Origin of the sequence: Rhodococcus sp. LW-XY12, from assembly GCF_019317345.1 — a bacterium.
In the GTDB taxonomy this organism is placed as follows: Bacteria; Actinomycetota; Actinomycetes; order Mycobacteriales; family Mycobacteriaceae; genus Rhodococcus; species Rhodococcus pyridinivorans.
The window spans coordinates 241,957-265,116 of record NZ_CP079225.1; the positions used below are offsets into that span (position 1 = coordinate 241,957).

Annotated in this window: 22 protein-coding genes, 2 tRNA genes and 1 rRNA gene; 17 read left to right on the plus strand and 8 right to left on the minus strand. The window is 66.1% G+C overall.

From position 1 onward, the window contains the following. The first annotated feature begins 93 nt into the window (after nt 1-93). Genes KXC42_RS01135 through KXC42_RS01155 form a run of 5 tightly spaced genes read left to right on the plus strand, consistent with a single transcriptional unit; the run spans nt 94 to nt 1,745 of the window. Nucleotides 94-684 carry a hypothetical protein gene (locus tag KXC42_RS01135; protein WP_219129816.1) on the plus strand — a complete coding sequence of 197 codons (591 nt, stop codon included), beginning with the start codon at nt 94-96 and terminating at the stop codon, nt 682-684. Next, on the plus strand, nt 681-983 hold the full coding sequence (locus KXC42_RS01140) for a WhiB family transcriptional regulator (protein ID WP_219129817.1): 303 nt from the start codon (nt 681-683) through the stop codon (nt 981-983). Before KXC42_RS01135 ends, KXC42_RS01140 begins: the two co-directional genes overlap by 4 nt. Continuing rightward, entirely contained in the window at nt 980-1,153 is a 174-nt protein-coding gene (locus tag KXC42_RS01145) for a hypothetical protein (protein ID WP_219129818.1), read from the plus strand. Before KXC42_RS01140 ends, KXC42_RS01145 begins: the two co-directional genes overlap by 4 nt. Beyond that, nucleotides 1,150-1,509, plus strand: coding sequence for a helix-turn-helix domain-containing protein (locus tag KXC42_RS01150; protein WP_219129819.1), 360 nt, complete (start codon nt 1,150-1,152; stop codon nt 1,507-1,509). Before KXC42_RS01145 ends, KXC42_RS01150 begins: the two co-directional genes overlap by 4 nt. After that, nucleotides 1,506-1,745 (plus strand): hypothetical protein, encoded by a 240-nt coding sequence (locus tag KXC42_RS01155; RefSeq protein ID WP_106201252.1) that lies wholly within the window; start codon nt 1,506-1,508, stop codon nt 1,743-1,745. Before KXC42_RS01150 ends, KXC42_RS01155 begins: the two co-directional genes overlap by 4 nt. Nucleotides 1,746-1,887: 142 nt before the next feature. On the opposite strand, the gene KXC42_RS01160 is transcribed toward KXC42_RS01155, so the two are convergent. Continuing rightward, the gene (locus KXC42_RS01160; RefSeq protein ID WP_102032069.1) at nt 1,888-3,297 is read right to left on the minus strand and encodes an IS1380 family transposase; all 1,410 of its coding nucleotides are present in this window, start codon (nt 3,295-3,297) and stop codon (nt 1,888-1,890) included. A gap of 135 nt (nt 3,298-3,432) precedes the next feature. On the opposite strand from KXC42_RS01160, the gene KXC42_RS01165 reads away from it, so the two are divergent. The 5 genes from KXC42_RS01165 (at nt 3,433) to KXC42_RS01185 (ending at nt 6,630) form a co-directional block, all read left to right on the plus strand. Then, nucleotides 3,433-4,224 carry a hypothetical protein gene (locus KXC42_RS01165; protein WP_219129820.1) on the plus strand — a complete coding sequence of 264 codons (792 nt, stop codon included), beginning with the start codon at nt 3,433-3,435 and terminating at the stop codon, nt 4,222-4,224. A 92-nt stretch (nt 4,225-4,316) separates the two neighbouring features. After that, on the plus strand, nt 4,317-4,631 hold the full coding sequence (locus KXC42_RS27675) for an HNH endonuclease (protein WP_219129821.1): 315 nt from the start codon (nt 4,317-4,319) through the stop codon (nt 4,629-4,631). A 99-nt stretch (nt 4,632-4,730) separates the two neighbouring features. Continuing rightward, nucleotides 4,731-5,063: a hypothetical protein gene (locus tag KXC42_RS01175; protein ID WP_219129822.1), complete on the plus strand. Its 333-nt coding sequence runs from the start codon at nt 4,731-4,733 to the stop codon at nt 5,061-5,063. Further along, complete coding sequence (locus tag KXC42_RS01180) at nt 5,060-5,281, plus strand: hypothetical protein (protein WP_219129823.1); 222 nt, start codon at nt 5,060-5,062, stop codon at nt 5,279-5,281. Before KXC42_RS01175 ends, KXC42_RS01180 begins: the two co-directional genes overlap by 4 nt. Before the next feature lie 122 nt (nt 5,282-5,403). Beyond that, a complete protein-coding gene (locus KXC42_RS01185) occupies nt 5,404-6,630 on the plus strand; it encodes a HipA domain-containing protein (RefSeq protein WP_219129824.1) in 1,227 nt (408 codons plus the stop codon). 662 nt (nt 6,631-7,292) lie between these two features. Here the strand turns inward: KXC42_RS01185 and KXC42_RS01190 are convergent. The 3 genes from KXC42_RS01190 to KXC42_RS01200 form a co-directional block, all read right to left on the minus strand. Next, nucleotides 7,293-8,036 (minus strand): MBL fold metallo-hydrolase, encoded by a 744-nt coding sequence (locus tag KXC42_RS01190; protein ID WP_219129825.1) that lies wholly within the window; start codon nt 8,034-8,036, stop codon nt 7,293-7,295. Nucleotides 8,037-8,067: 31 nt separating this feature from the next. Further along, nucleotides 8,068-8,466: a flavodoxin domain-containing protein gene (locus tag KXC42_RS01195; RefSeq protein WP_006553498.1), complete on the minus strand. Its 399-nt coding sequence runs from the start codon at nt 8,464-8,466 to the stop codon at nt 8,068-8,070. An 81-nt stretch (nt 8,467-8,547) separates the two neighbouring features. Next, nucleotides 8,548-9,810, minus strand: coding sequence for a GAF domain-containing protein (locus KXC42_RS01200; RefSeq protein ID WP_019290322.1), 1,263 nt, complete (start codon nt 9,808-9,810; stop codon nt 8,548-8,550). 147 nt (nt 9,811-9,957) lie between these two features. Here KXC42_RS01200 and KXC42_RS01205 point away from each other — a divergent pair, with 147 nt between their 5' ends. Then, nucleotides 9,958-11,799, plus strand: a complete 1,842-nt coding sequence (locus KXC42_RS01205) for an NAD(P)/FAD-dependent oxidoreductase (RefSeq protein ID WP_039584725.1) — start codon at nt 9,958-9,960, stop codon at nt 11,797-11,799. Between the two features lie 175 nt (nt 11,800-11,974). Then, complete coding sequence (locus KXC42_RS01210; RefSeq protein WP_219129826.1) at nt 11,975-12,973, plus strand: alpha/beta hydrolase family protein; 999 nt, start codon at nt 11,975-11,977, stop codon at nt 12,971-12,973. 21 nt (nt 12,974-12,994) lie between these two features. On the opposite strand, the gene KXC42_RS01215 is transcribed toward KXC42_RS01210, so the two are convergent. Then, a complete protein-coding gene (locus KXC42_RS01215) occupies nt 12,995-14,692 on the minus strand; it encodes a bifunctional UDP-sugar hydrolase/5'-nucleotidase (RefSeq protein ID WP_219129827.1) in 1,698 nt (565 codons plus the stop codon). 100 nt (nt 14,693-14,792) lie between these two features. Further along, on the minus strand, nt 14,793-15,872 hold the full coding sequence (gene hisC / locus KXC42_RS01220; protein ID WP_006553503.1) for a histidinol-phosphate transaminase: 1,080 nt from the start codon (nt 15,870-15,872) through the stop codon (nt 14,793-14,795). A gap of 148 nt (nt 15,873-16,020) precedes the next feature. Between hisC and KXC42_RS01225 the strand changes: the two genes are divergently transcribed. From KXC42_RS01225 to KXC42_RS01240, 4 genes are all read left to right on the plus strand, one after another. Then, nucleotides 16,021-16,112, plus strand: a tRNA-Ser gene (locus KXC42_RS01225). Nucleotides 16,113-16,149: 37 nt separating this feature from the next. Then, nucleotides 16,150-16,222, plus strand: a tRNA-Arg gene (locus KXC42_RS01230). A gap of 531 nt (nt 16,223-16,753) precedes the next feature. Beyond that, nucleotides 16,754-17,986 (plus strand): acyl-CoA dehydrogenase family protein, encoded by a 1,233-nt coding sequence (locus KXC42_RS01235; RefSeq protein ID WP_219129828.1) that lies wholly within the window; start codon nt 16,754-16,756, stop codon nt 17,984-17,986. Further along, a complete protein-coding gene (locus KXC42_RS01240) occupies nt 17,986-19,134 on the plus strand; it encodes an acyl-CoA dehydrogenase family protein (RefSeq protein WP_033097813.1) in 1,149 nt (382 codons plus the stop codon). Before KXC42_RS01235 ends, KXC42_RS01240 begins: the two co-directional genes overlap by 1 nt. A gap of 30 nt (nt 19,135-19,164) precedes the next feature. Here KXC42_RS01240 and KXC42_RS01245 read toward each other — a convergent pair whose 3' ends face one another. After that, nucleotides 19,165-19,614, minus strand: coding sequence for a very short patch repair endonuclease (locus KXC42_RS01245; RefSeq protein ID WP_219129829.1), 450 nt, complete (start codon nt 19,612-19,614; stop codon nt 19,165-19,167). An 11-nt stretch (nt 19,615-19,625) separates the two neighbouring features. After that, nucleotides 19,626-20,771, minus strand: a complete 1,146-nt coding sequence (locus tag KXC42_RS01250) for a DNA cytosine methyltransferase (protein ID WP_024102730.1) — start codon at nt 20,769-20,771, stop codon at nt 19,626-19,628. A 635-nt stretch (nt 20,772-21,406) separates the two neighbouring features. Between KXC42_RS01250 and KXC42_RS01255 the strand changes: the two genes are divergently transcribed. Next, nucleotides 21,407-22,928: ribosomal RNA gene (locus KXC42_RS01255) — 16S ribosomal RNA — on the plus strand. The last annotated feature ends 232 nt before the right edge of the window (nt 22,929-23,160 follow it).

The following is a 23,160-nucleotide window of genomic DNA, read 5'->3' on the forward strand; positions in this document are numbered from 1 at the left end:
CGTGCTACTCGACCGCTAGTAGCGAGTAGCAGCACCTCACTCGCTACCTGCTACCGCGTAGCGCTACCGTAGCGGCCCGAAAGGAACGGCCACATGACCGCCGAACAGTCCACGACCACAATCGAAACGCTCACCGCCGAAGTCCGCGCCCTCATGATCGGCAAGCGCCAAGTCACCCTGAGCGTGTACCGCCAACTCGACACAATTCCCTGGTCTGAGATCGAACCGTTCGGGCGTGTCCGCGACAGCAAGGATGACGAGTACGCAATCAACGTCATTGGGCGGAACCGAAAGAACAACGCTCTCGTCCGATCTGCGATTCGTCGGGATGGTTGGATGGAACCTGCCCCCGAACAGTTCTCGCACTGGCTGTTCCACCGTGGAACGGCAGACAAGCAGGCACGTACCTTCTCGGTCGGTAGCGCCCACGGACGCACCCTGCAATGGTCGGTTCAGCGGAGCAAGCACTACCCCGGGACCATCTGCGGGTTCACTTGCAACGCTGCCAGCCGCCACGATCTCGACCACAATGCGCGGCAAGCAGGGGAGTTCTGCGACCTCGACCGACTCGAGGCCGAGTGGCGCTGCATCGCGGAGAGCAGGGTCGACAAGCTCATCCCACGCGAACTCGAGTTCCAGGCCGCTGAAAGTCTCCCCCTCATCGTCCTGGCAGGTCTGCGATGAATCGCCGGGCAGCTCGAGCACCGCGGATCCCGGACCCGATCGCCGCACTGATCGACGACCGCCTCATCGGTGCGAGATGTGCCGGCAAGTCCCCGCTGTTCGATGCCGAACTCGACGACGAGACCGCCGAGGCCCGGTCGGCGCGTCTGGCATGGGCACGAACCGAATGCACACGATGCCCGGTCCAGGGCCTGTGCCGAACCGCAGCAAGCGAACAAGAACACCCCCTCGGGATATGGGGCGGCAAAGTCCACGGACTACCCGGCCGCCCCGGACGAAAGGACACCCCCGCAGCATGAGACTCGTCGTCCACCGCAGCAGGCAGAAAGTCACCACCAACCCCGGAACCGACTTCCCGATCCTGTTCGAGTTCAGCGGAGTCGCCATCGCCATGCGCCCGTCCGAAGCACTCGCCCTCGCAGACCAACTCGTCGACGCCGCCGAACAACTACGGGAAGGCCGAGCATGACCGTGCAACACCTCGCCCCCGGTGTCGTCCTCCTCACGGGAGACGCCCTCACCACCGTGCGCTACGCCGTACGAGTCGCCATCGCAGCACGGCACCGCAACGGTTACCCCGTCCCCCGAGAACTCACCGAACTCGCAGCAGCCGTGACCGAACCCGGAACAACGGACACCGAACCCACACGCGCACAACACACTTCAACCGAACTGCTCGACATACAGGAGACGGCACGAATGCTCGGATGCAGCCAACGCCAAGCACGCCGACTCGCACCCCAACTCGACGGACACCTCCACGCAGGCCGCTGGCTCATCCCACGTGCCGCCGTCGACGAACACCTGAAAGGACGGGCCGCATGAGCCCCACCCGGCACGAGTTGCTGGACATGCTCGCCGCCATGACCGACGACGAGCTCCGCCGCACCATCTCCGAAGCCCGCGGAGTCGACCCCGGCCCCGCCAACGTGCGCGACCTCATCCACCGCGAACTCAACCGCACCCCCGAACCCGACCAGCCGGCACCCGTCGCCCTCAACGACGACGAAGGACTCGCCCGCATCATCGGCGCGAAACTCAACCGCAGCCGCGAACTCTAAGCCTCGATCCACCGATGAGCCTTCGGCGGGTGGCGTCGGCGTGATGGGCGCGGCGTGATCGGCTGCGGGCAGGGGTGAGTTCCGGGCGTCTCATCCCGGTTGTCCACTTCGTTCTCGGTCGTGCCGCTGGTGGCGGCGGTGGTCAGCTGGCCGCGGCCGGTGGTGGTGGTGCGTGCGTCGCGGTGAAGAGTCGGTCGAACGCGGTCTGCCAGGGCCAGGCGTCCGGCAGGTGCAGGATGATGCGGCGCGCCGTCCGTGCCAGTCGTGCCGGCACTGAGATGAGGGTGCGGCGAATCGTCGCGGTCGTTGCCCGGGCGAGCCGCCCGCCTCGGTCGGCGATGAGTCCAGCGGCGCGAGTGAGGTTGAATGCGATCACGGCGAGGACGAGCCATGCGCTGTTCGCGGTGAACACTCCCGAGGGCAGGTGAGCGAGCGGGCCCGCCTTCAGGTCGGCGTGAACTTGCTCGATGATCGCGTGCCCGCGGTGGGTCTTGTCCGCCGCGACGGTTCCCATTGTCTGCTTGTCGGTGGTGGTGAAGAACGCGTGGTGCCGGTAGCTGTCGAACAAGGTCGGCTGCTCGACCTGCTTGGGGTTCAGGTCTGGGATCCGTCGGACCACCAGTCGTCCTTCAACCCGTTCGGCGATCTTCCGGGAACGGAACGCGACGAAGGGCACCTCGGCGACCTCGGCCTTCGAGATCCACCGGCCCGTGACCTCGTCACGGATCGCGTTCGGGTACTCGATCGTCTCCCACCCGTCCTCGGGGATCGTCGCGATCGCCGTCTTCACCGCGGGGTCCATCCGAACGGTGATGGACACGTCCGCGCCGGCCTTGATCGCGGTGCCGATGGTGGCGTGGCCGTAGAACGCGGAGTCCGCCCGCAGCAACGGCCGAACACTGCTGCCCAGGTCCATGCGGCGAAGCGTGGCGAGGGTGTCGGCGACGATCCTGGCCGCGCCTTTCGGGGAACCGGTCTTCCCCTGCCGCAACCGCTGGGCGAGGATCACCGGCGCTGAGGTCGTCGTCGACGCTGTCGCGACGAGGGCGTTGAGGCCGCGGACGCCGGAGTACCCGAACGACGCTCCCTGCTTCTGGTACCCGTGGACCTCGATGATCGTGTCGTCCACGTCGACCATCACCCGCTCACCGTCCCGGATCTGCAGCAGCGGCGCGGCCGATGCGAGGTTCACCAGCGTCCGTGAGGCGACGGCATCGAGCTGGCGGACGTGCCCGAACCGGAACTCCCGCAGGAACGAGCCCAGCGTCGACGGTGCATACGTCCGATCGAACAACCGGCCCATCCCGCCATGACGCAGCAGATTCATGTCGTCGATCGAGTCCGCGCCAGCGAGCATCCCCGCGACCAGCGCCATCACCTTGCCGCCGGCGTTCGCACCCTTGTCCGTCGGGACGCTCAATCGCGACTGCGCGAGCTCATCAAGCCCCGCAGAACGGGCAAGACGGAGCATCGGGACCAGCCCCGCGACCGACACGAGATTCGGATCATCGAACACAGCCGACACGGCAACGGGAGCATGCTTGAATTGCACCTACGAGATGCCTCTCAGACTCGGGAAATAGGACCTTAGACAAGCTCTATTCTTCCTGGTCAGAGGGGCATTTCTGCGTTACGACGCCAACTCAGCAAGCCTCCCCATCGGTGGATCGAGGCTAAGGACCACACCATGCTCGGAACACACCCCCTCGACACCTTCCGCGAACAGATCGACACCGTCGCAGCCGCCGGCGGCACCGTGCCCGACACCTACACCACCATCAACCAACGATGGAGCCGCTACCTCGACATCGGCCACGACACCAGCGCACTGCTCGCCGACGCGATCACCACACCCGGCGACACCAGCGACCTCGCACAACTACGGGCACTGGCCCTCGCAGAACGCTGCGGAAGCATCGAACAAGCCGACCTCACCAAAGAGTTGAAAGCCCCCGTTCTGCTCGCCCTCCGCAACGCCTACGAACCCGTCGCCGATGCGAACTACCGCACCCTCGCCGACAAGTTCACCGCCACCGCCACTGCGTTCACCAAAGCCGTGAACGCAGCAGACCCCGACCTGCCCGCCGAGCAGATGGTCACCCAGTCCGAGAAGGCCCGCAAAGCCTGGACCGACGCCGCAATCCACGCCGTCGAACTCGACCAGCAACTCACCGCACTCCGAGCAGCAGCAGCACTCGCCGGCCTCCGCGCCCACGACAACGACGCACTGCTACCCCTCACAGTCGACACCGCAGGACACCACCGCAGGCGCCTGTGGGAAGCCTGGGAAACCAACACCGGACGCACCGGCAAGTGGGGAGCACTCGCACGCCTCGGAGCAACCATCCGAGCAGCACACCCCGACACCTTCAAGCCCTACCGCCGACCCGCACCCATCGAAGTGAAGTACATACGCGGAGAAGGCAAGTACGCCGGATCAGTACGGGTAGAGATCGACCCCGAAGACGAACTGGTCTAACACACTTCCCGCACGCCAGCATCCGTGCGGGAACGGGTGGGCGTCGGCTTCCCCTCCTGGACCGACGCCCACCCACCACAACCGGAGACACCATGCCGCGCCCCACAACACCACGCACCGCAACCACACAATGGAAGCGCATCAGGACACGCCTCATCCACACCCGCACACACCAATGCCACCACTGCGGAACCGCGCTGGACCCCAAAGCCAAACGTGGTGAACCCGGCGCAATCGAGATCGACCACCTCATCCCGTACGTCGAACGCCCCGACCTCGCACACGACCCCAACAACCTCGTCCTGTCGTGCCGGCCCTGCAACCTCGCCAAAGGCGGCAAGCCACACGGCCAACCCTTCCAACCGCGGGCACACACACTGCCGCTTCCCACCTCACAGCAATGGTGACGAGCCCCAACCCCCAGGGGCGGCCTCCTCGCCGCGCCCCCGACCGCTCACCAGAGGCGTTGAGGCAGATATCTCCCCGACCTCGAAAGGCTTGGACCTATGAGACCGAAGTGCCCGCCCCGCACCGGGGCCGGTGGCCGCAAACTGTGGGCCGCGATCGTCGACACCTACGAGCTGTCCGAACACGAGCTGCAGGTGTTGCGGGAAGCTGTCCGCACCGTCGACCAGATCGACCGTCTCCAGGCGATCGTGCAGGAGGACGGGGATATGCAGCAGTCACCGCAGGGCCGGCGCGTGCATCCCGCGGTCGTGGAACTTCGGCAGCAACGGGTGGTGCTGGCCCGGCTGCTCGCCGCATTGAAGATCCCCGACACCGAGGCCACTGCCCCGGCTGCTCCGGTGCGCGGGGTGTATCAGATTCGGGGTGCGTGATGCGTCGCCGGCCGGTGAACGAGTCGGGGCAGGTGCCGCCGATCCTGTGGACGTTCGATCCTGCCGAGTGGTCGGGAACACGAGCGGATCGGGTGCACGCCTGGTGTGCTGCCCGCCGCGAATGGGCACGCGCACATCCGTGGCCGGGTGGTGTGGTGGCCCTGATCGTCGACAACCACGCCGTCCGGCGGCGGGTCCTTCACGGACACGACCAGTGACCACCCACCCCCTCCTCGACGGGGGTAGGCCGGACACCCATAGGCGTTGCTGCGCGGGTTTCCTACGAGTCTGGGGATTCGGCTCTCGCGCTCTCCCGAATCGATTCTGAGAGGACCAGATTGTGCCTGTTTCCCGTAAGCGCAAGAAGAAGCCCCGCACCCCGGAGAACTTCGATGCCTTGAACGCTGCTCTCCATGCTGCTCGGACCCGTTCGCCGCAGTTCCGTCGCCTCGCCGCGAATGTCCCCACCAAGCATGTGCCGTTGATGGTGGAGCGGATGTTCGATGAGCGGATCTACGGCACGGCGCAGTGGTTCGCCGGCGCGCTGACTTTGGCGTGGCGGAAGGTGGAAGTTCCCACGCTACGGGTGCGCCCCGACAAGTGGATTTCCATGTTCCGCACCCTGGGGTTCGTCACCTATGGCGACGTGAACGGTGTGGTGGACGAGTCGAAACGCCCGACCGAACCGCTGACCCTGTATCGGGGTGCGCCTCCGGAGTACCGAGCTGGTCTGTCGTGGACGGACACCCCCGAACGAGCCCGTTGGTATGTGCAGGAGTGGGAGACCGGCAAACGTAATACGGGTGGCACGGTGTGGAAGTGCACCATTCCGCCGGAGAGGTTCCTCGGGTATTTCGACCGGGATCCGGTGGAGGAAATCGAGTGGGTCGCTGACGTGCGTGGCCTGCCGATCGTCGAGCACATCCCGGCCGATCGGGAGATTGTGCGTCCTCGAGTGGCAACGACCTCGGGGCGGGTGGTGATCGATCCTCGGTCGGGTCGCGAGTGGTTCGTGAAGACCCCGCCGACGATCGCGCACGCCCGCAACGAGTACGCCGCGAACCAGCTCTACGCCCTCGCCGGTGTGCCGGTACCCGAGGCGCAGTTGTCCCCGGACGGGACGCGGTACATGTCCGCGATGATCGACGCGCAACCGTGGACGGAATCGACTCCGGAGGTTCGCCGGCACTTTGTGGTGGATGCGTGGTTGGCGAACTGGGATGCCTCGGAACCGGGGAACATCCTTATCGGCGGCGACGGTACGGCGTACCGGGTCGATACCGGAGGGGCGTTGGACTTCCGGGCCCGCGGTGAACGCCGCAACCTCACCGCCGAGGTGTGGGAGCTCGAGACGATGCGCGATCCGGGTATTTCCCCTGCCGGCGCGAAGCTCTACGCGGGTCTGACCACTGAGGAAGAGGCAGACGCAGTGGGCCGGATCATGGTTCTCGATGAGTCGGAGATCCACGCGACGATCACCGCGGCGGGTGCACCGGATCGACTGGCTGACACCCTGCTCGCTCGCCGTGAGTTCCTGGCGTCCCGGTATGGGGTGCCGGTCGGATAAACTGGGCTGTAGATCGTCGATGTCGACACAACCCCTGTCTTCAAGGCAGGGTTTGTGTCGTTTCTGCCCTACCTCGGGTATGGGTGTGGGGGTTCTCGTCGCTCTGTGTGCGATACAGGGAGCGCTGAGAGGCCCGCTGCGGTGTGTTCTCGTCTCGGGGCACCTCGGGCATCGCGTAGTTCGGCATGGTCGAGCATCCCCGTGAAGCGTGGCAGGGTCCGAACCTCGTCGGTCGTCATGTCAGGTTGGACGCAGCGCATAGGGGAGTGGTCTCGAGCGTGGGCACATTTTGGGCACACCTGCCGTCGATTCGGTGTGATTCGGCACGATCCCGAATACGGTGAATCCGCAGGTAGTGATGCTTTCTGCTCGCTGACCTGGAGGTTCGGGAGAGTTCAAATCCCTCCGCTTCCGCCACGGAAGAGGTTCCGGCACCCGTCAGGGAGTCGGAGCCTCTTCTCGTTTCTACCGCCGGGTGGCGACCATCTTCTCCTCGAGGATCCAGGTGCGCCCCTCGTCCCCAGCTTCCGTCGAACCGTGAGAAAGCCCCGAGCTTCGGGTCGGCGACGCCGGTCAGAAGAGTGGCACCGAGAGCATTCATGCGGCCGGTGTGCCCGCGCAGTGCGGGCATGTCCCCGGTTCCCGTGGACCGATCACATCTGTCAGCTCGGTCCGGCGGACACTGCTCGTTCCACGGCCGCGGCCGCACCGTCGTGCCAGGGCTCACCGTGGCCGACGAGGACGTGCTTCGCGCCGGTGCCGGCGATGGCCGCCAGCGAGGCGAGGGCCGTCCTGCTGTCGGCGGTCGCCGCACCCGAGACGATCTGCGGACCGTGCCTGCCCGTGTACGGATCGAGGGTGACGATGGCGTCGCCGACGATCACGGTGTCGCGGTCCGGGAGATGCAGCGCACAGTGCCCGTAGGTGTGGCCGGGTGTGTGCAGGGGGACGGGGCGGCCCGGCAGGTCGAGCGGTTGGGAGTCCTGGAAGAGCGTCACGTCGTGGACCCCGCGCACCCACAGCGCACCGGCCACGGTCATCCGGGCGAGAACGGGGATGCAGGCGGGATATCGAACGGGATAGAGCAGCCGGTTGCGTTCGTGCTGGTAGCGATAGGGGTGGGCGGCGAGGAACTTCTCGTCGCGATGCGCCCATGCCGGAACCCGCCACCGTTCACGCAGCCGCTTCGCCGACCCGACGTGATCGAAGTGGGCGTGCGTGAGGACGACTCCCTGCACGTCGTCGATCCGGCGACCGATGCGTGAGATCGCCTCTTCGATGCGACCAGCGGTCGCGGGTAGTCCCGTGTCGACGACGGTCACTCCGGCGTCGTCCTCGATCAGGTAGACGTTGACGTCGGCGTGCGCGAGGCGATGCACGCCCGGTGCGACATCCGTGTGGAGCATGGCGGCCCTTCGCTCGGGTGAACGTGCGGGTTCAGCTGTGTCCGTCGATCTCGTCGGCGATGAAGGCGGCCCACGACCGCACCTCGTCCTCGCCTGCGGACGGACTGAACGACCGGTAGTCGAGCGCGGCGAGTTCGGACACCAGATCTGTTGTGTCCTCGGTGCTTTCGTCGCCCACCGCGAACAACCACACGAGCTGCTGACTCAGCCCGGAGGCCCGCGACGACAACAGTTCGACGGTGTCGGGCGAGTACTCGCCGGCGTCGACCTCGCCTCCGAAGACGACGCCCTCGAACTCTTCCGACCGCTCGAGATCGGAGGTGTCACCGACGGTGACGTCGATGTCCCGCTCTCCCAGCGCGTCGGCGACGAGCCGGGCGATCTTCTGTGCCGGACCTTCGGGGCTGTCCGTGACGACGAGAACGGTCATTGTGTCTCCAGCATGTTCGGCGACTTGGGTTCACTGGTGCGTTCCCGGTCCCCGAGGGGCGGAAACATGCCCCCGGCCGTGTCAGCGGTAGACGCCGAGTGCCCGCACCCCCGGCGCCCCCGACCGGCGGACGAACTCGGAGTCGGCGAGGCGTTCGTCCGCACCGAGATCCAGCGACAGGTCGACGGTGGTGGCGAGCCGGTAGGGCTTGCTCTCGATCACGTCCCCGATCGCGCGTCGCAGTCGCGACACCTCGGCGCGGACCGACACGGCATGGTCGTCGTCCCCGTAGAGGGCCCGGCTGAGCGCTGCGACCGTCATGCCGTCCGGGCCGCGCTCGTGCAGCAACAGCAGGATCTCGGCCTGGCGTGCGGTGACGATGCTGTGCCACGAGTCGTCGTCCCCGAAGACCTCCACTGTGGGCGACGACGACACGTGCAGCACCATCCGCATGCGCGACGACGAGGCCGCGCCGCGGATCAGCCAGCCGTGCGAAAGCCGCTCGGGCACACACAGTCCCATACCGGGAACTGTCAGTGGGCGTGCGTGCCGCGGAACCGCGACCCGCTCGGCGGCGATACCGGAGGCGTGCGCGACCCAGCCGTCCTCGTCGACGAGCAGCACCGGTCCCCGCGTCGACGACAGCAACGGAGCAGCCTCGGTGCGCAGCCGTTCGAGTCGCACCTCGTGCCGTCGCCACAGTTGTGCTTCGGCGAGCCGGACGGCGGTGTCGACGAGGGCGATGATGGCCGGGTGCAGGGTCAGCGCGGGACCGCTGACGTCGACGATGCCCAGCAGGTCGCCGCGGATCGGATCGTGGATCGGCGCAGCGGTGCAGTACCAGGGATGCTGGGTCGTCTCGAAGTGTTCACCCGAGAACAACTGCACGGGCGCGGCCTCCGCGAGCGCCGTGCCGATGGCGTTCGTGCCGACGGTCGACTCGGTCCACACAGTTCCCTCCTGGAAACCGAGGGCGTCGGCGCGTGACCGGATCGGTGCCGAACCGCTGCGCCAGAGGATCACGCCGTCGGCGTCGGTCACCACCAGCAGCAGATGCGAGGCGTCGGCGACGGGTGTGATGACCTGCTCGAGATCGCCGATCACCGCGGAGAGGGCGGACGCGCGGCGACGTCGCTCGATCTCCGCGACGGGCAGCCGGCTGCGTTCGTTGGTGCCGGTGGGATCGAGGCCCGCGTCGAGCACGCGCTGCCACGAACGGGACACGAGCGGACGGGGTCGCATGGGTGACCGGGCGCCGCCGATGACCGCGTCGTGCATCCGCGTCAACTCGCGCGCGTAGCGCGACAGGTCGGTGCCGGGCGCGATCGCGCTGAACGTGGTCACGGTCTCCTCTTCGTCGTCGTCCTCGGAGCATAGGTGGCAAATGTGTGCTGCGCCACAAGTGGGGCGCCGTGCAACGTGACGCAACGCTTGCGGGGAACCGGCCGCGGGGAGTGTCCTGGATCACATCACCACGGGAAAGGACTCACCATGACCGACACCCTCGACAAGCCCACGACCTCCGGCACCGCGACGCCCGACGAACGCGTCGACGCCTGGTTGCGAGCTTTCGAAACCGCCCTCGCACAGCGCGATGTCGACGCCGCTGCGGGCCTGTTCGGCACCGATTCCTTCTGGCGCGACCTGGTCGCCTTCACCTGGAACCTCAAGACCGTCGAGGGACGCGAGGGCGTCTCGGACATGCTGCACGCGCGACTCGCCGACACCGATCCCAGCGGCTTCCGCACCACCGAACCAGCGAGCGACGACGACGGCGTACTCAGCGCCTGGATCGCGTTCGAGACCGCGGTCGGTCGCGGCGTCGGCCACCTGCGTCTCAAGCGCGACGAGGAGAGCGGCCAGGACCGCGCCTTCACGCTGCTGACCACGATGCAGGAGCTGAAGGGATACGAGGAGAACAAGGGCACGCGTCGTCCCCGCGGCACGAAGCACGGCGCCGACAAGCAGAGGGTCACGTGGTCGGAGCAGCGCGAGATCGAGGAACGCGAACTCGGTTACACGCGTCAGCCCTACATCGTGATCATCGGTGGTGGTCAGGGCGGTATCGCGCTCGGTGCGCGCCTGCGTCAGCTCGGTGTTCCCGCAATCGTGCTCGACAAGCACGACCGTCCCGGCGACCAGTGGCGCAGCCGCTACAAGTCGCTGTGTCTGCACGACCCCGTCTGGTACGACCACCTGCCGTACATGCCGTTCCCCGACAACTGGCCGGTCTTCGCGCCCAAGGACAAGATCGCGGACTGGCTCGAGATGTACACGAAGGTGATGGAGGTCCCCTACTGGTCGAAGTCGGAGTGCACCTCCGCGAGCTACGACGAGGCAACGGGCGAATGGACCGTCAACGTCCTGCGCGACGGCGAACCGGTGGTCCTCCGGCCGAAGCAGCTCGTCATCGCGACCGGCATGTCGGGTAAGCCGAACATCCCCGACTTCCCCGGCATGGACCTGTTCCGCGGCGAGCAGCACCACTCCAGCGCCCACCCGGGTCCGGACGCCTACGCCGGCAAGAAGGCCGTCGTGATCGGTGCCAACAACAGTGCCCACGACATCTGCGGTGCCCTGTGGGAGGTGGGCGCCGACGTCACCATGGTGCAGCGCTCGTCGACGCACATCGTCCGGTCCGATTCGCTGATGGATCTCGGTCTCGGCGACCTGTACTCCGAGCGGGCCCTCGCCGCCGGCGTCACCACCCAGAAGGCCGACCTGACCTTCGCGTCCCTGCCGTACCGGATCATGCACGAGTTCCAGATCCCCATCTACGAGAAGATCCGCGAACGCGACGCCGAGTTCTACGACCGGCTCGAGAAGGCGGGCTTCCAGCACGACTGGGGTGACGACGGTTCGGGCCTGTTCATGAAGTACCTGCGTCGCGCATCCGGCTACTACATCGATGTCGGTGCCTCGGAACTCGTCGCGAACGGCGACATCAAGCTCGCCCACGGCAACGTCCGCGAACTCACCGAGACGTCGGTGATCCTCGAGGACGGCACCGAACTCGAGGCCGATCTCGTCGTCTACGCGACCGGCTACGGCTCGATGAACGGCTGGGTCGCCGACCTGATCTCGCAGGAGGTCGCCGACAAGGTGGGCAAGTGCTGGGGCCTGGGCTCCGACACCACCAAGGACCCCGGCCCCTGGGAGGGTGAGCAGCGCAACATGTGGAAGCCCACGCAGCAGGAGGGCCTGTGGTTCCACGGCGGCAACCTGCACCAGTCGCGGCACTACTCGCTCTACTTGGCGCTGCAACTCAAGGCGCGTTACGAGGGCCTCCCGACCCCGGTCTACGGGTTGCAGGAGGTGCACCACCTCCGCTGACCGACACAGCTCTCCCACGCGTCGCTCCCGCCGCCCGGCGGGGGCGACGCGGCCGTGGATCCTCCGATTCGTCACGAATAGGAGCGTGAATATTAGGGTCGCGTGCAGGTCCGCTTGACCGGGTACAGATAGTGACTGTGAGATCACTGCAGGTCGTCGGGGGACGGGGAGTTCGATGGTGAAGAGACGCGCGGCGGCTGTAGCGGTGGCCCTGATGGTGCCGGTCTCCGGCACGACGATCGCCCATGCCCAACCGATCCATGCACAACCGGCGCACGTGCAGCCGGTGTCGGCCAGGATCAACCATGTCGAGCGGGTCGGCGACAGGCAGACGAAGCTGTTCGTCCACTCGGCCGCGATGAACCGGGTCGTGCCGGTGCAGGTGCTGCACCCGGCCTCGGCGGGGCCGCGCCCCACCCTCTACCTGCTCGACGGCGTCAGCGCCGGCGAGGAGTCCGAATTCCGCGAGAGCACGTGGACCCAACGCACCGACATCGCGGAGTTCTTCGCCGACAAGAACACCAACGTCGTCCTTCCCGTGGGTGGCACCGCGAGCTACTACACCGACTGGAACAACCCCGACCCCGTGCTCGGGATCAACAAGTGGGAGACCTTCCTGACCGAGGAACTACCCCCGCTGATCGACGCCGAGTTCGACGGCAACGGCACCAACGCCGTCGCGGGCCTGTCGATGGGCGCCACCGGGGCGATGTCCCTGATCACCCGCAATCCCGACCTCTACCAGGGAGTCGCGGCGCTCAGCGGTTGCTACGACACCTCCAGCGACCGCTCCCGCGACACCGTCCGCGGAACCGTCGCGTACAAGGGCGGCAACCCCGACAACATGTGGGGACCGCCCGACGACGCCCGATGGGAGGAGCACGACTCCTACCTGCACGCCGAGAAGCTGCGCGGCAAGGAGGTCTTCCTCAGCACCGGCAACGGCCTGCTCGGCCCGCACGATCTCGGCGCCGGTCAGGACGTGCTCACCGTCGGCGCGCCGCTCGAGATCGGCACCTTCGTGTGCACCGTCACCTACGACCGTCGCCTCCGCGAACTCGGTATCCCCGCGCAGGTCGTCTACCGCCCGTGGGGCACGCATTCGTGGGGCTACTGGCAGGACGACATCAAGGCCGCGTGGCCGACCCTCGCCGACGCACTCCGACTCCGCTGATCGCGCGTCGACGGCACCGTCTCAGTGGAGGCGGATGCGGCCGACGGCCGGCGGCTCCACGCGTGAGCGGGTCGCCAGATAGTTGTTGAGGGCGTCGAGATCCTTGCCCGCGCCGACCAGTCCGTGCGCTTCCGTACACACGGTGAAACCGTCTCCGCCGCCGGCCAGGAAGTTGTTCATCACGACCTTGTAAACACGCTCGGGGTCGACGGCCTCGCCGTCGATCGTGATCGAACGGATCCGTTCGCCGCGCGGCGCCAGGCGGTCGAGCGTGTAGGTCAGATTGTGCGAGGGCGCCAGGATGCGTTCGACCTCCGAGCCGACCGGGCTGTCCTGAAACTGCTGCTCGAGCAGCACGTCGAGTTGGGCTCCGGTGAGGTCGAGCACCTGCAGCATGCTCCCGAAGGGCTGCACGGCGTAGGTCTCCCGGTACGAGACGGTGCCGTCGCCGGCGAGGAGGTCGCCGCGGAGTCCGCCGGGGTTCATCAGCGCGATCTGCGCGCCGAGATGCCGCGTCGCCGCGAGTTGTGCGTCGGCCACCAGATTGCCCAGCGCCGACTCTCCGCTCGGGCTCTCGCTGCGCGTGACGTCGGCGCCGATGCGCGCGATGGACCGGTTCGCGACCTCCGCCGACTTCTCGACTGCCCGGTCGACGAACTCGAGAGTGGTCGGATCCGGATCGATGTCGTGCGTGACGACCTGCGTGAACACGACGGTTCGGTCGCGCAGCACCTCCCGGCTCTGCCGGTCGATGACGAGGTCGGCGACCGACAGGATGCGCCCGTGCGAAGCACCCTGCACGACGGTGCGCGGCCTGCCCGCCGGGTCGCTGTAGGTGCAGTTGAAGTGCCGGTCGCCGTCGGAGGTGACGATGAGGTCCACGTCGGGGGAGACGGACGTCGCGATCGCCGCCGCTCCGTCGTCCCCGCTCGGACACGGATCGTCGCCGTCGATGGCCCCGATGTCGCCCTTGTAGAGCACCACGATCGAACGGACGCCGAGCGCACCGAGGCTGTCGGCGGTGCGGTTGACAGCGGCGATCTCGTCCTCGAACTGCAGTCCCGCGATCGCGTCGGGCCGGATGATGTCGGGGGTGTTGCTCGGCACGACACCGATGACGCCCACGGGCAGTCCGTCGACGTAGTCGATGCTGTAGGGGAGTGCGGCCGGTGTGCCGTCCGTCGTGGTGAGGTTGGCGCCGAGGATCGGGAAGTTCGCGCCCTCGAACGGTTCGGTGTAGAGGCACCCTTCCTTCGGGTGGCAACCGCCGTCCCGCAGTCGCTCGAGTTCGGCGTAGCCGCGGTCGAGTTCGTGGTTGCCGAGGGTCGCGGCGGTGAGATCGAGTTCGTCGAGCAGGGCGATGGTCGGCTCGTCGTGGAACAGGCCCGACTCGAGCGGCGACGAACCCCACGTGTCGCCCACGGCGTAGAGCACGGAGTTGTCGGCCTGTTCCCTGAGCTGCCGGACGTAGGCGGCGAGATAGGCCGCACCCCCCGCGGGGACCGAGACGCCGTCCGACCGGACGACCTCGCCGTGCAGTCCCTGCGGGGGCAGCAGATTTCCGTGCAGGTCGCCGAATGCGATCACCCGGAGCGGGACGGCGTTCGAGGGGATTGTGCTCGTCGGCGCGGCTCCGGCAGGTGCCGCACCACCGAAGGCGACCAGTGAGCCGACGACTGCGCAGGCCGACAGGGCGCGCCGCACCTTGCCTGCCCCCATCCAGTTCCTCCGCCACCCGACCCGATCCGACCGCCCGAGTTTGTCAGGGCCGGATCACGCCACCGATACCCAGCTATAACGGTTGGGTCTCGTCACAGGATCAGCCGATGCCGGCGAGTGCCCGTCCCTGCCCGGTTGCGAAGTCGAGGAAGAGGTCGTTCTCGTGCGGGTCGCCGATCGTCACCCGGGTGCCCTCGCCCGTGAAGTTGCGGAGCACCACGCCTGCCTCCGCTGCGGCTTCGAAGAACGCGGCGGAGCGTTCACCCAGCGGCAGCCAGAGGAAGTTCGCGGCACTCGTGGGCACCTCGTAGCCGGCCTCGACGAGTGCCGCGTGGACCCGTTCCCGCTCGGCGACGACGCCCTCGGTGCGCGCGAGCAACTCGGTCGCGGCGGCGAGCGAGGCCACGGCAGCCGTCTGGGCGAGCGAGTTCACGGAGAACGGGGTGTGGACCTTGCTCAGCGCCGTCACGACGGACGGGTCGGCGACCGCGTATCCGACGCGGATACCGGCGAGACCGTAGGCCTTGGAGAAGGTGCGGAGCACGACGACGTTGCGGCGACCCTCCGCGAGCTCGAGACCGTCGGCCAGATCCTCACCGGGCTCGGGGCGGACGTACTCGAAGTACGCCTCGTCGAGGGCGACGACGATGTGCTCGGGGACGGCGTCGAGGAACTGCGCGAGCTCCTCCTTGCCCAGCAGCGACCCGGTGGGATTGTTGGGATTGCACACGAAGATCAGCCGCGTGCGGTCGGTGATCGCGGCGAGCATGGCCTTCAGGTCGTGACCGTGGTCCGCGGTGTTCGGGACGCGCACGGCGGTCGCGCCGGCGACGGCCGCGATGATCGGGTACGCCTCGAACGACCGCCACGCAAAGATCACCTCGTCGCCCGCATCGCACGTGATCTGCACGAGCTCCTGGCACAGGCTCACCGATCCGCAGCCTACGGCGATCCGCTCGGTCGGGACGCCGAGTCGTTCCGACAATGCTGTGATGAGCTCCGTCGCGCCGTTGTCGGGGTAGCGGTTGAGGCCGGCCGCAGCGTCGGCGATCGCCTCCCGGACGCTGGGGAGCGGGCCGATGGTCGTCTCGTTGCTGGCGAGCTTCACCGCACCGGGGAACGAGCGGCCCGGAACGTAGGCGGGGATCGATTCGAGGTCGGGGCGGGTCCGTGGAGTCACGAGCCGATTATGCGCCTCGCCGTGTGGCCCCCTGTCGGGAGGCTGGGGAGGATCGCCCATCTACACGCCTCTGACCAGGCGTTTTGCGTTTCCCCTCGGGGCATGTGTAATGTTTCGATCCGGCGGTTCGAGAGCATCGAATCCCCGAGGAGGCGTGCCAGAGCGGCCGAATGGGACTCACTGCTAATGAGTTGTCCCCCTTACCGGGGACCGGAGGTTCAAATCCTCTCGCCTCCGCCAGTTGGTGTAGCGTCACCAACGACAATTGAATACACACGCGCCCGTAGCTCAACGGATAGAGCATCTGACTACGGATCAGAAGGTTAGGGGTTCGAATCCCTTCGGGCGCACACACGAAAACCCTCACCGGTACTCCGGTGAGGGTTTTCTCGTATCTGGTTACGGAGTCGCCACGACACAGAATCGACACGGCTTGCTGACCGGCTTCAGCGACATCTTGTGGCTATCTTCACTCCGCAAGGGGCGTCACGTGACTTCCCCGGACTACAGGAGGGTGTGTGCAAGATCGGTCCTGGTCCAACAAACAGATGGAGATTCTTGCCCAGTGCCTCCGTGACGTTTACATCCCCAAGAGCAAGGTTCCATCAGAGTGTGTGACCGCAGTCATGAGGTGAAACGCCACCGTCCCCGGTCCTGCGCTACGAGTGAACGTTCCGTCTTTGTGTCGAGCTGACCCTCCACCTGGAGTCGGGGACTCGATCGTTCGTGTCCCCGGTCGGAGATCCTGCCGGTACCGCAGGTGATATCCGTCTATTGACGAGCCCGCTGGGGTGGGAGTAGATTTCGTACCACTCTCAAAAAGTTAACGAGAATTCGCACGATGGTCCGGCAACGGCGGTCGCGCTCTGCGGGGAGAAGACATGGAACTTGCGTGGTCAGAGGCCGACGCCGCCTTCAGAGACGAGGTGCGATCGTTTCTCGAGGAGAAGCTGACGCCCGAAGTGCGGCGGGCCGGCCGACTCGCGACGAGCGTGTACTCCGACCACGAAGCGAGCATGGAGTGGCAGCGCATCCTCCATGAGCGTGGTTGGGCGGCGCCGGCCTGGCCGGTCGAGTACGGCGGATGCGACTGGACGCAGACGCAGCACTACATCTTCACCCGCGAGTCGATCCTCGCGGGCGCCCCCAACCTGTCGCCGATGGGCATCCGCATGGTCGCGCATGCGATCGTCGCCTACGGCACCGAAGAACAGAAGAGCTACTTCCTGCCCCGGATCCTCACAGGTGAGGTCTTCTTCTGTCAGGGCTACTCCGAGCCCGAGGCCGGCTCCGACCTCGCGTCGCTCAGCATGGCGGCGGTCGACGACGGCGACGACCTGATCGTCACCGGCAGCAAGATCTGGACCACCCACGCCACCGAGGCCAACTGGATGTTCGCGCTCGTGCGCACGTCGAAGACCGGCCGCAAGCAGCAGGGCATCACCTTCCTGCTCATCGACATGACCTCGCCCGGCATCGAGATCCGGCCTCTGGTCATGACATCCGGTGAAGAAGTGCAGAACCAGGTCTTCTTCGACGGTGTGCGTGTCCCGAAGAAGAACGTGCTCGGGAAGATCGACGACGGCTGGACCGTCGCGAAGTACCTGCTCGTCTTCGAACGCGGAGGAGCGGCGGCAGCGCCGGCCCTGCAGGTCATGGCCGAACGGATCGCCGAGGCGGCCGCCGAACAGCCCGGTCCGTCGGGCGGCAGACTCATCGACGATCCGGCGTTCTCCGCCAAGCTCGCCGAGGCGCGTATCCGCACCGAAGTGCTCGAGATCCTCGAATACCGCACTCTCGCAGCGTTGTCCGCGGGCAAGAATCCCGGTCCCGCGTCGTCGATGCTCAAGATCCTGGGCACCGAACTCAGCCAGACGATCACCCAGCTGACCCTCGAAGCGGCCGGTCCGCGCGGTCGGGTCTACCAGCCGCACATCACCGCGCCCGGCGGTCCGGTGGCCGACTACGTGCCGCCCGCCGACGGTTACGTCAGCGGTGAGGAATGGCAGGCCGTCGCGCCGCTGCGTTACTTCAACGACCGTGCCGGGTCGATCTACGCCGGCAGCAACGAGATCCAGCGAAACATTCTCGCCAAAGCAGCATTGGGGCTCTGATGGACTTCGGTTTGAGCAAGGAGCAGGAGCTCCTTCGTGATTCGGTCACCAAGTTCCTCGCCGGTCGCTACGACCTGGCGCAAAGCCGGAAGGTCGCGACCACCGGCGAAGGTTGGCAACCGGAGGTGTGGCGGGCATTCGCCGAGGATCTCGGAATCCTCGGGGCCACGCTTCCGGAAGAGGTAGGAGGGATGGGCGGCGGACCGGTCGAGTTGATGGTGGTGTCCGAGGCACTCGGGCACGCACTCGTCATCGAACCGTACGTCGACACGGTCGTCCTCGGGGGCGGGCTGCTCGGTCGTGCAGGGGCCGATCGAGCCCGGTCCGTCCTCGAGGCGATCGCTGCCGGTGAAGCCGTCACGGCGTTCGCCGCGACCGAGCCCACCTCCGGATACGTCTTCCACGACGTGTCCACCACCGCGCGTCGCGAGGGCGACGAGTGGGTCATCGACGGTGAGAAGACCGTCGTCACCAGCGCTCCGCTCGCAACGCACCTGCTCGTCACCGCCCGCACGTCGGGCGAGCGCACCGACACCGACGGCATCTCGCTGTTCCTCGTCGACTTCGACCCCGCGAACCCGCCGACCGGTGTGGAGATCCACTCCTACCGCACGATCGACGACCGACGCGCCTCCGACATCGTCTTCTCGGGTCTGCGACTGCCCGCCGACTCGCTGCTCGGCGAGGAGGGAGGCGCATGGCCGTCCGTCTCGCGCGGCATCGACGAGGCGACCGCGGCCGTGTCCTCCGAAGCGGTGGGCCTGATGCGCAAGGTGCTCGCCGACACCGTCGAGTACGCCAAGCAACGTCAGCAGTTCGGTCAGCCCATCGGCAGCTTCCAGGCGCTCCAGCACCGCATGGTCGACATGTACATGGAGGTCGAGCAGGCGGTGTCCGCCGCCTACCTGGCCGTTCTCCATCTCGACAGCGACGACGCCACGCGGGCACGCGCGGTCTCGGCCGCGAAGGCGACGATCAGCTGTGCGGCACGCTTCGTCGGCCAGAACGCCGTCCAACTCCACGGCGGCATGGGCATGACGGAGGAGCTCGCCGTCGGGCACTACTTCAAGCGACTGACCGCGATCGAGTACGAGTTCGGCACCGCCGAACAGCACGTCGCGCGGTACGCGCAACTCACGAAGGGCTGATCGGATAGGTCTCGGGGCCGGTGCGGGGGATCACACCTGCGCCGGCCCTGCATCCGTTTCCGGAGGAGCCGACAGAGCATCCTCCACATGCGTCGCGGCGACGACGGGATCCTCGTGCTCCCACACCCGCACCACCGTCCAGCCCGCGGCCTGCAGACGTGCATCGGTGTCCCGATCGCGCTGCACGTTGGCGGCGAGCTTGGCCGCCCACCACTCGGCGTTGTTCTTCGGGAACGTCGCGTGCTGCGGGCAGCTGTGCCAGAAGCATCCGTCCACGTAGACCGCGACCCGACGACGAGGGAAGACGAGGTCGGCCCGGCGTCGCATACCGGGCAGGGGAGCTCGGTCGACGAAGAACCGCCGCCCCCGGCGATGCAGTTCCTTGCGCAACGCCACTTCGGGAACGGTGTCGCGTCGGCGCTGCCGGATCATCCGCGCACTCGTACGCGGATCCGTCCCGGGCCGATCCGACGACACCATCACAATGGCTTTCAGGCCGCCACTCGCGGGAAGCCACCCATGCGTTCGAGATGGTTCTCGACGTCCTCGAGAAATCCGGGCAGGAAACGCAGGTTGCCGGAGCGTGCGCGTCGGAGGAAACCTGCCGTCGCCCGTGCCGACAACAGACGGGCGTCGAGGAGGAAACCGCCGAGGTCCTCGTAGGGAGCCTGGACGGGCCACTGCGACTCGTGCACGCGGAACGCTTGTCCGCGGGCACCCCACGCGGCGGTCGGCCAGGTGTCGCCCGGAAGCAGCGGGGTCTCGTGGTCGGAGCTGTAGGCGATGGGGTTGTTCAGGCGGTGGCCCACCCACGACGCCATCCGCACGCTGACGGCATTGCCGACCAGACGCCACCGATGCCCGGCACGGACACCGGGCGCCTCGACGGCAGGTGCGGTCCAGTCGGCGTCGAATCCTTGGAGCCTCTCCGCGTCGGTCAGGCCGGGGGTGACGATCTCACCGGACGGCAGTCGCACGGCCGGGGGGCTGGCGATACCGAGCGTCGAACCGCCCTTGAGCGTGGGTACGGCGTTGACTGCCCATCCGAGACCGCGCACACCTTCGGTCCAGTAGAAGCCGCAGGGGAACAGATCGGGATTGCCCTCCATGGGCATGCCGGCGTCCTGGCCGAACAACACCGTGCGGGGATCGTCGGTACGAGAGGCGACCATCAGGACGCGGTGCCGCCGTTGGGGGAGACCGAAGGCGCGGGCATCGACGACGCGGTAGGCCCACATGTAGCCGAGCTCCTCGAGGGCGTCGGTGATGTGGCGCATCGCTGCACCCCGGCCGAGCTGCAGCATGAAGGGAACGTTCTCGACGACGAGCCAGCGCGGACCGTTCTTACGCTTCACGAGACGGAACACTTCGTCGACGAGCCCGGACTTCGATCCCGTGATGCCGGCCGTGCGTCCGGCCTGAGAGAGATCCTGGCACGGGAAGCCTGCGGCGACCAGTTCCGTATCGCGGGGGAGAGAGCGGAGACGCGTGACGTCCGGATGGAGCGGAACGTCGGGGAAGCGCGTACGTAGTACTGCCTGAGCACCCGGCTCGATCTCGCAGAGGAGTTCGGTGTTCCACCCGTGTCGCCCGAGTCCGAGCTCCAGACCGCCGATACCGGCGAACAACCCCACCATGTTCCCCGTCGACGTCACGGCACCCTTCCTCGCTCAGCTCAACGGTGAACGTTACTCGAGAAGTAGGACGATCCGTGAGCGGACGCGACGAGCACCACGATGGAGGGGTCGTCCTACCCCTCCTGTGAAGGGCACCGGGCCATCGAAACCGCCCTTGACCTGGCGATTTGGTGTTCTCGGAGATGTTCGCGTAACTTATTCCAGGTCAGAGCGACACGGACACCGACCCGGGCCGAGAGGAACGGGACAACGAGGTTGGACGAAGGCGCCTGCGAATTTGATGGCCACGAACCTTCTGGTAAGGTTTCGAGCCGCCCCTGGTTCCGAAAACCACACGGACTTGCGTTCGTGAGGATGAGGAAGTAGGCTGGAACAGTTGCCTCAGAGCGGGTCGGACGTCAGTCCGAAGCGTGATGATGTGCGCGTGTTCTTTGAGAACTCAACAGTGTGCCGATGAATGTCAGTGCCAAATATTTTTGGTACTCCGCTCCATCATTTTCGATGGGGTGGGTATTTGCTGATCGTCTCATTCTTCCGTCTGGGATGATCAGTGTTTGAGCTAGTTTGAGTTTTTATGCTAGTGATTTGACTCTTTTGTCTTTGACTGATTGCCCCTTCGGGGTGATTGTGAGTCTTCAACGGAGAGTTTGATCCTGGCTCAGGACGAACGCTGGCGGCGTGCTTAACACATGCAAGTCGAACGATGAAGCCCAGCTTGCTGGGTGGATTAGTGGCGAACGGGTGAGTAACACGTGGGTGATCTGCCCTGCACTCTGGGATAAGCCTGGGAAACTGGGTCTAATACCGGATATGACCTCGGGATGCATGTTCTGGGGTGGAAAGTTTTTCGGTGCAGGATGAGCCCGCGGCCTATCAGCTTGTTGGTGGGGTAATGGCCTACCAAGGCGACGACGGGTAGCCGGCCTGAGAGGGCGACCGGCCACACTGGGACTGAGACACGGCCCAGACTCCTACGGGAGGCAGCAGTGGGGAATATTGCACAATGGGCGCAAGCCTGATGCAGCGACGCCGCGTGAGGGATGACGGCCTTCGGGTTGTAAACCTCTTTCACCCATGACGAAGCGCAAGTGACGGTAGTGGGAGAAGAAGCACCGGCCAACTACGTGCCAGCAGCCGCGGTAATACGTAGGGTGCGAGCGTTGTCCGGAATTACTGGGCGTAAAGAGCTCGTAGGCGGTTTGTCGCGTCGTCTGTGAAATCCCGCAGCTCAACTGCGGGCTTGCAGGCGATACGGGCAGACTCGAGTACTGCAGGGGAGACTGGAATTCCTGGTGTAGCGGTGAAATGCGCAGATATCAGGAGGAACACCGGTGGCGAAGGCGGGTCTCTGGGCAGTAACTGACGCTGAGGAGCGAAAGCGTGGGTAGCGAACAGGATTAGATACCCTGGTAGTCCACGCCGTAAACGGTGGGCGCTAGGTGTGGGTTTCCTTCCACGGGATCCGTGCCGTAGCCAACGCATTAAGCGCCCCGCCTGGGGAGTACGGCCGCAAGGCTAAAACTCAAAGGAATTGACGGGGGCCCGCACAAGCGGCGGAGCATGTGGATTAATTCGATGCAACGCGAAGAACCTTACCTGGGTTTGACATGTACCGGACGACTGCAGAGATGTGGTTTCCCTTGTGGCCGGTAGACAGGTGGTGCATGGCTGTCGTCAGCTCGTGTCGTGAGATGTTGGGTTAAGTCCCGCAACGAGCGCAACCCTTGTCCTGTGTTGCCAGCACGTGATGGTGGGGACTCGCAGGAGACTGCCGGGGTCAACTCGGAGGAAGGTGGGGACGACGTCAAGTCATCATGCCCCTTATGTCCAGGGCTTCACACATGCTACAATGGTCGGTACAGAGGGCTGCGATACCGTGAGGTGGAGCGAATCCCTTAAAGCCGGTCTCAGTTCGGATCGGGGTCTGCAACTCGACCCCGTGAAGTCGGAGTCGCTAGTAATCGCAGATCAGCAACGCTGCGGTGAATACGTTCCCGGGCCTTGTACACACCGCCCGTCACGTCATGAAAGTCGGTAACACCCGAAGCCGGTGGCCTAACCCCTTGTGGGAGGGAGCCGTCGAAGGTGGGATCGGCGATTGGGACGAAGTCGTAACAAGGTAGCCGTACCGGAAGGTGCGGCTGGATCACCTCCTTTCTAAGGAGCATCTGCCCACACACCCCGAACAGTCGGGTGTGGTGTGCGGCCAGAGACCGATTGTCCCCGATCGTGGGACACGGTTGCTCATGGGTGGAACGCTGACAACCATCACCGCGTATGGCGGGGATACAGATCCTCGTCGCGGTGGTTATATCGGTGCACTGTTGGGTCCTGAGAGAACACGCAATGTGTTTGATCAGCGACGATGATCCGCGAAACAAGGAAATCA